This window comes from Kitasatospora sp. NPDC057512 (assembly GCF_042802135.1).
Taxonomy (GTDB): domain Bacteria; phylum Actinomycetota; class Actinomycetes; order Streptomycetales; family Streptomycetaceae; genus Kitasatospora.
On sequence record NZ_JBHVET010000512.1, the window covers coordinates 1 to 6467 of the forward strand.

Below are 6467 nucleotides of genomic sequence, written 5' to 3' on the forward strand. Positions count from 1 at the left end.
CTCCGGTCCCGCCCCTTCCGCGTGTGCGCGCCCTGGGCGCGCGTTCCGTACGTATATCCGCTCCGCGTACGCCCGTCCTACGTTCGCGCCGGGCTCAGCAGCAGTCCGCGACCACCAGCCCGGCCGGCAGCTGCTCCCCGCCGAAGACCGCGACCGTCGCCGGGTCCCCGCCGAGCGCGGCCACCGCGAGCAGCAGCGCCCCGGCCGTCCAGGTGGTGCGCTCCTCCGGCCAGATCGCGTCGTCCTCGAAGACGTACCCGGTCCAGTACGAGCCGTCCTCGTGCCGCAGGTGCTTCTGGATCCAGCGCAGGATGTCCACCGCGCGGTCGGACTGGCCGATGGCCCAGAGCGCGAGCGCCAGCTCGGCGCTCTCCCCGCCGGTCACCCACGGGCGGTCGCTGACGCAGCGCACGCCGAGGCCGGGGACGACGAAGCGCTCCCAGTCCCGCTCGATCCGGGCCACCGCCGCCTCGCCGCGCAGGCCGGTGCCGAGCACCGGGTAGTACCAGTCCATCGAGTAGCGGCCCTTGTCCAGGAACCGCTCGGGGTGGTGGGAGACGGCGTGCCCCAGCCGGCCGGCCGCGAGCTCCCAGTCGGGCTGCGGCTCCTCCAGGTACTCGGCGACGGCCAGGCCGCAGCGCAGCGCGTGCAGGATGCTGGACGAGCCGGTGAGCAGCGCCTCGTCGGTGGCGGTGCCGTCCCCGTCGACCCGCCAGGCGATCGGGCCGCCGGGCAGCCGCAGCCCGACGATGAAGTCCAGGGCGCGCCGGACGACCGGCCAGATCCACTCCAGGAAGGCGTCGTCGCCGGTGCTGAGGTGGTGGTGCCAGACCCCGACCGCGATGTACGCGCAGAAGTTGCTCTCCTTGGCCCGGTCGGTGGCGACGCCGTCGGTGTACGCGGCATACCAGGAGCCGTCCGGGTTCTGGGCGGCGGCGAGCCAGCGGTAGGCGGCCTCGGCGGCGGCGTGCTCGCCGGCCGTGTCGAGGGCCATCGCCGCCTCGGTGTGGTCCCAGGGGTCGAGGTGGTGGCCGGCGAACCAGGGTATGGCGCCGTCGGGGCGCTGCTCGGCCAGGATGCTGCGCACGGTGTCGGCGGCCTGCTCGGCGTCGAGCACCCCGTCGAGCAGCAGCACCTCGGGGACGGCGGCCGTCATGCCGTCCCGCCCGGCGCGCGGTTGGGCTTGGAGGCGTACGCGACGAAGCTCTTGCCGATCACCGGGTTGAGCGCCCGCTCGGCGGCCCTGGTGAGGCTGCTGATCACCGGGGTGCCGACGATGTCCCAGACCAGCAGCTGGTGGTAGGCCTTGACCGGCAGCGCCTTGTCGTTGTCGACGCCGACGGCGCACTTGATCCACCAGTACGGCGAGTGCAGCGCGTGCGCGTGGTGGGTGCCGTACGGCTCCAGGCCGGCGTCCTTGAGCTTGTCGAGCAGCTCGTCGCCCCGGTAGATCCGGATGTGGCCGCCCTCGTTGGCGTGGTACTCGTCGGACAGCGCCCAGCAGATCTTCTCCGGGAGCCAGCGGGGCACGGTGACGGCGAGCAGGCCGCCCGGCTTGAGGACCCGGAACATCTCGTTGAGCACGCCCTTGTCGTCCGGGATGTGCTCCATCACCTCGGAGATGATGATCTTGTCGAAGTACTCGTCCTCGAACGGCAGCGCCAGCGCGTTGCCCTCCATCGCGACCGCCGACGCGCCCTCGGGGGCTTCGCCGGCCTGCTCCATCGCCGCGAACCACTTCCTGACCTCGGCGATCTCCTCGGTGTTCTGGTCGAGGGCGATCACGTTGGCGCCACGGCGGTAGCACTCGAACGCGTGCCGGCCCCCGCCGCAGCCCAGGTCGAGCACCCGATCGCCGGGGGCGAGCGGGAAGCGCGAGAAATCGACGGTCAGCACTGCAGGACTCCCATTCCTATTGCTACCAAGCGTTCTTGACGCCTCGTCACGCCACTCCCGGCACGTCACGCTTCGTCGGGCAGGCTCGCCCTGCCGCCACCGCTCCGCCTCCGCCGACCGGCCGTCACCGACCCGCCGCCGGCGGGCGGGCGGCTAGGCCACGTACCGCCAGCCCGGCCCCGAGCGGGCCCGGGCGCCGACGCCGGTGGCGAGCGCCGCGCGGTAGGCCTCGGCGGTCAGTTCGGCGGCCCGCTCCCAGGTGAACCGGGCCAGCACCCGCTCCCGTCCGGCCGCACCGAGCCCGGCCCGCAGCTCCGGGTCGTCCAGCAGCCGGCCGAGCGCGGCGGCCAGCGCGTCCGCCTCCCCCGGCGGCACCGCCAGGCAGGACTCCCCGTCCGGCCCGGCCACCTCGGGGATCGCCCCGCCGGTGGTGGCGACCAGCGGGGTGCCGGTGGCCATCGCCTCGGCGGCGGGCAGCGAGAAGCCCTCGTACAGCGAGGGGACGCAGGCCACCTCGGCCGAGCGGTAGAGGTCGACCAGCTCCCGGTCGGTCAGCCCGCTGCGGAACTCGATGTGCCCGGCCAACCCGAAGCGGCGCACCGCCTCGGCCACCGGCCCGTCCTCCTTCTGCGGCTTGCCGACCACCACCAGGTGGGCGTCCCGCTCGGTGCGGACCTTGGCGAGCGCCTCGACCAGGAAGACCAGGCCCTTCAGCGGGACGTCCGCGCTGGAGGTGGTGACGATCCGGCCGGGGACGCGCTCGATCTCCGCCGAGGGCGACCAGAGCCGGGTGTCGGCGCCGATCGGCACCACCGAGATCGCGCCCGGCGCGACGCCCAGGTGCTCGGCGATCTCGCGCTGCGAGGTGCCGGAGACGGTGATCACGTGGTCCAGCCGGGCGGCGACCCGGCGCTGCATCCTGGTGAAGGCGTACCAGCGGCGCAGCGACAGCCGCTTGCCCCGGGTGGTGGCGGCGTCCAGCTCCAGCTGCCGGTCCACGGTGATCGGGTGGTGGATCGTGGTGACCAGCGGGAAGCCGTGCCGGGCCAGGCCGAGCAGGCCGTAGCCGAGGGTCTGGTTGTCGTGCACCACGTCGTAGCGGCCCTTGTGGGCGGCCAGGTACCGGCGGGCGCGCAGCGAGAAGGTGAGCGGCTCGGGGAAGCCGCCGGTGCGCATGGTGGCGAACTCCAGCACGTCCACCGGGCCGCGGAACTCGTCGCGGGCCGGGGTGCGGAAGGGGTCGTCGGCGCGGTAGAGGTCCAGGCTGGGCAGCTCGACCAGGCGCACCGAGCCGGGGCCGTCGACCTCGTCGAGCACCGGGAAGGGCTGGGCGCCGATCACGTCCACGTGGTGGCCGAGCCTGGCCAGCTCCCGGGAGAGGTGTCGTACGTACACGCCCTGACCGCCGCAGAACGGGTCCCCGCGGTACGACAGCAGGGCAATCCGCAGCGGCTGCGCGGTCATCCTGGGCCCTCTTCTCTAGCTGCTTACGGTGCTGCCGGTCGTGCTTCCGGTCGCTAAAGTAGATCAGGTTTCAGTGGCTGGGGAACTCGTCGTCGACCACGTGAACAATGAGAGACCTCGAAGATACCGGCCCGTAGCTTTCCCTCAGGAGCCAGGGCTGGTGATTCCCGCCACGCCGGATCCTGCCGACCATGTGGAGCACGCCGCCACTCTCGCCCGCCCGGGAGCACCCTTGCCGCCACCCCCTCCTTCCACCTCTCCGCAGCTCTCGCCCCCGGGCGAGCCGCCGCTGACCGCGCGCCAGGCCGAACGGCGCCGGCGCATCCTGCGGGCCGCCACCGCGCTGGCGGTGCGGGGCGGGTACGAGGCGGTGCAGATGCGGGAGGTCGCGGAGGGCGCGCAGGTCGCCCTCGGCACGCTCTACCGGTACTTCCCGTCCAAGGTCCACCTGCTGGTGGCGGTGATGCTGGAGCAGCTCCAGGGCCTCCAGGAGCACATCCGGCGGCACCCGCCGACCGACCGCGAACCGGCGCCGCGGGTCGCCGACGCCCTCACCCGGGCCTTCCACGCGCTGCAGCGCGAGCCACTGCTGGCCGAGGCGATGGTCCGGGCGCTGTCCTTCGCGGACCGCTCGGTGGGGGCCGAGGTGGACCAGGTCAGCACGGCCACCGGGCAGCTCATCCTGGACGCGATCGGCCAGTCCGGACCGCCCACCGAGAGCCAGCGCGCGGCGGTGCGGGTGATCGAGCACACCTGGCACTCGGCACTGGTCGCCTGGCTCTCCGGGCGCGCCTCGATCGCCGAGGTCCGGGCCGACCTGCACACCGCGGCCCGGCTGCTCGCCCTGCCGTGAGCGCTCCCCCTCCCTCCGCCGACTGGAACCTGTTCCTGCCCGTGCCGGGACGCCCGGCGTGCTCCGGCGGCTAGAGTCGACAGTCGGCACAACTCCATCCCGGCGCCGCCCTCGGCCGCCCGGACGAGTCGGAGCACCCGGGGAGGGGCGAGCGGCCAGTCCGGACGCACGCGCCCGGCACCGTCGAGGACTACGGAACGGCCCCGCCCGGGCCACCACCGCTCACCGAAAGGCACACCCGCACCATGCTGACCGCCGCCCGCCTGGGCGCCGCCGCCCTGTCCGCCGCGCTGCTCACCGGCCTCGCCGCAGGACCGGCCCTCGCCGACAGCCCCGCGCCGACCCCCGCCGCCGTCCCCGACGGGCTGTACGGCAAGAGCGACCCGACGTACGACGGCGTCTGGCGGCAGTCCCTGGCGCTCACCGCGCTCACGGCGGCCAAGGTCACCCCGGCCGACTCAGCCGTCGGCTGGCTCACCGGGCAGCAGTGCGAGGACGGCGGCTGGCCCTCGTACCGGGCCGCCGGCGCGGCCTGCGACCCCAGGACCGAGGACAGCAACGCCACCGCCGTCGCCGTCCAGGCCCTGGTCGCCCTCGGCGGCCACCAGGAGGCCGTCGACAAGGGCGTCGGCTGGCTCAAGGCCAACCAGAACGCCGACGGCAGCTGGGCCTACAACCCGGGCAGCCCCGGCGACGCCAACTCCACCGGCCTCGCCGTCAACGCCCTGTTCGCGGCGAAGACCGACCCGGCGGGCGTCGCCAAGGCCGGCCGGTCCGCCTTCGACGGGGTCGCCCTCTTCCAGCTCGGCTGCGCCGCCCCCGCCGACCAGCGCGGCGCCTTCGCCTACCAGCCCGACCCGGCCGGCGGTGCCCTCACCCCGAACGCCCTGGCCAGCGCCCAGGCCGCGCTCGCCGCGAGCGGCGGCCACCTGCCGGTCGCCGGCTCGGTGCACGCCGACGCCGCGCCCAAGGCCCTGGCGTGCGCCTCCGACGCCCCGGCCGCCCAGGGCTCCTCGGCCGCCGCGGCCCCGGTTTCGCACGCGGAGTCCGGCGAGGCCGTCGGCGCCTACCTGACCGCCCAGCTCGCGGCCGGCGGCGACCACCTCACCCTCACCACTCCGGGCGCCGCCCCCGCCCCCGACTACACGGCCACCGCCTGGGCCGCCCTCGCCCTCAGCCAGAGCGGCCACCCGCAGCAGGCCGCCGGCGCCGTCGACTGGCTCGCCAAGGAGGGCGCCACCTGGACCAAGGGCGGCACCGACGCCGGCGCCACCGCCACCCTCCTGCTGGTCTCCCAGGCCGCCCACCGCGACACCGCCGCCCTGACCGGCCAGCTCACCGCCCTCGGCCCGGCGCCCAAGGCCACCGGGGCCCCCGCCACGGCCACGGCGACCGCCCCGGCGAAGAAGAAGGACGGCGGCATCGGCCAGTACTGGCTGATCGGCGTCGGCCTGCTCATCGGCGTCGGCGGCGGCCTCCTCCTCAGCCTCCAGCGCAAGCGCAACACCCACCTCTGATGCGTCCCGCCTCCCACGCCGCTCCGGGCGGGCCGGGGCCCGGCCTGCCGGGCGAGGGCGCCCGTGCCCGTGCCCGCCGCCGCACCGCCCTCGCCGGGCTGCTCCTCCCCCTCCTCGGGGCGGTGCTGCTGCTCGCCTCCGCCGCTCCGGCGCAGGCGGCCGGGTACCGGTACTGGTCGTTCTGGCGCGGCGCCGAGGGCGGCAGCTGGACGTACCAGCAGCAGGGTCCCTCCGTCGCGGTGCCGCCGGACGGGGCCGTGGACGGGTGGCGGTTCGCGCTGAGCCCGGACGGCGGGCAGGACGCCGCGAAGCCCCGGACGGCCGGGAGCTTCGCCGACATCTGCGCGGACACGCCCGCCCAGGAGGGCCGCAAGCGGGTGGCCGTCGTGCTGGACTTCGGCACCGCCGAGGACGCCGGCTCCGCCGCCGGTTCGTCCGCCTCCGGTTCAGCCACCGCCGGTTCGTCCGCCGGTTCGTCCGCCTCCACTTCGTCCGCCTCCGGTTCGTCCGCCGCCTCGGTGCCCGAGCAGCGCACGGCCTGCGCCGCCGTCGCGCCCCGCGCCACCTCGGCCGAGGTGCTGGCCACCGTCGCCCCGCCGCTGCGCTACGACACCAACGGTCTGCTGTGCGCCATCGCCGGGTACCCGAAGGCGGGCTGCGGCGACCAGGTCGGCGCGGCCGGCGCCGCCCGGCCGGCCGCCGGCACGGACGCCGGACCCGCCGACCACAGCACCGGC

Annotated in this window: 6 protein-coding genes; 3 read left to right on the forward strand and 3 right to left on the reverse strand. The window is 75.4% G+C overall.

Annotation, left to right across the window (positions count from 1 at the left end; translation table 11 throughout):
- Positions 1 to 94 precede the first annotated feature (94 nt).
- The 3 genes from ACFU6K_RS27790 to ACFU6K_RS27800 form a co-directional block, all read right to left on the reverse strand.
- The gene (locus ACFU6K_RS27790; protein WP_380667492.1) at positions 95 to 1156 is read right to left on the reverse strand and encodes a prenyltransferase; all 1062 of its coding nucleotides are present in this window, start codon (positions 1154 to 1156) and stop codon (positions 95 to 97) included.
- Positions 1153 to 1896, reverse strand: coding sequence for a class I SAM-dependent methyltransferase (locus ACFU6K_RS27795; protein ID WP_380667494.1), 744 nt, complete (start codon positions 1894 to 1896; stop codon positions 1153 to 1155). Before ACFU6K_RS27795 ends, ACFU6K_RS27790 begins: the two co-directional genes overlap by 4 nt.
- 153 nt (positions 1897 to 2049) lie before the next feature.
- Positions 2050 to 3360 carry a glycosyltransferase family 4 protein gene (locus tag ACFU6K_RS27800; RefSeq protein WP_380667496.1) on the reverse strand — a complete coding sequence of 437 codons (1311 nt, stop codon included), beginning with the start codon at positions 3358 to 3360 and terminating at the stop codon, positions 2050 to 2052.
- 232 nt (positions 3361 to 3592) lie between these two features.
- Between ACFU6K_RS27800 and ACFU6K_RS27805 the strand changes: the two genes are divergently transcribed.
- The 3 genes from ACFU6K_RS27805 to ACFU6K_RS27815 all read left to right on the forward strand — a co-directional run.
- On the forward strand, positions 3593 to 4213 hold the full coding sequence (locus ACFU6K_RS27805) for a TetR family transcriptional regulator (protein WP_049660100.1): 621 nt from the start codon (positions 3593 to 3595) through the stop codon (positions 4211 to 4213).
- A 245-nt stretch (positions 4214 to 4458) separates the two neighbouring features.
- On the forward strand, positions 4459 to 5730 hold the full coding sequence (locus ACFU6K_RS27810; protein ID WP_380667499.1) for a prenyltransferase/squalene oxidase repeat-containing protein: 1272 nt from the start codon (positions 4459 to 4461) through the stop codon (positions 5728 to 5730).
- On the forward strand, positions 5730 to 6467 hold a 738-nt coding region (locus ACFU6K_RS27815), incomplete at its 3' end, for an SCO2322 family protein (RefSeq protein ID WP_380667501.1). The genes ACFU6K_RS27810 and ACFU6K_RS27815, both read left to right, overlap by 1 nt.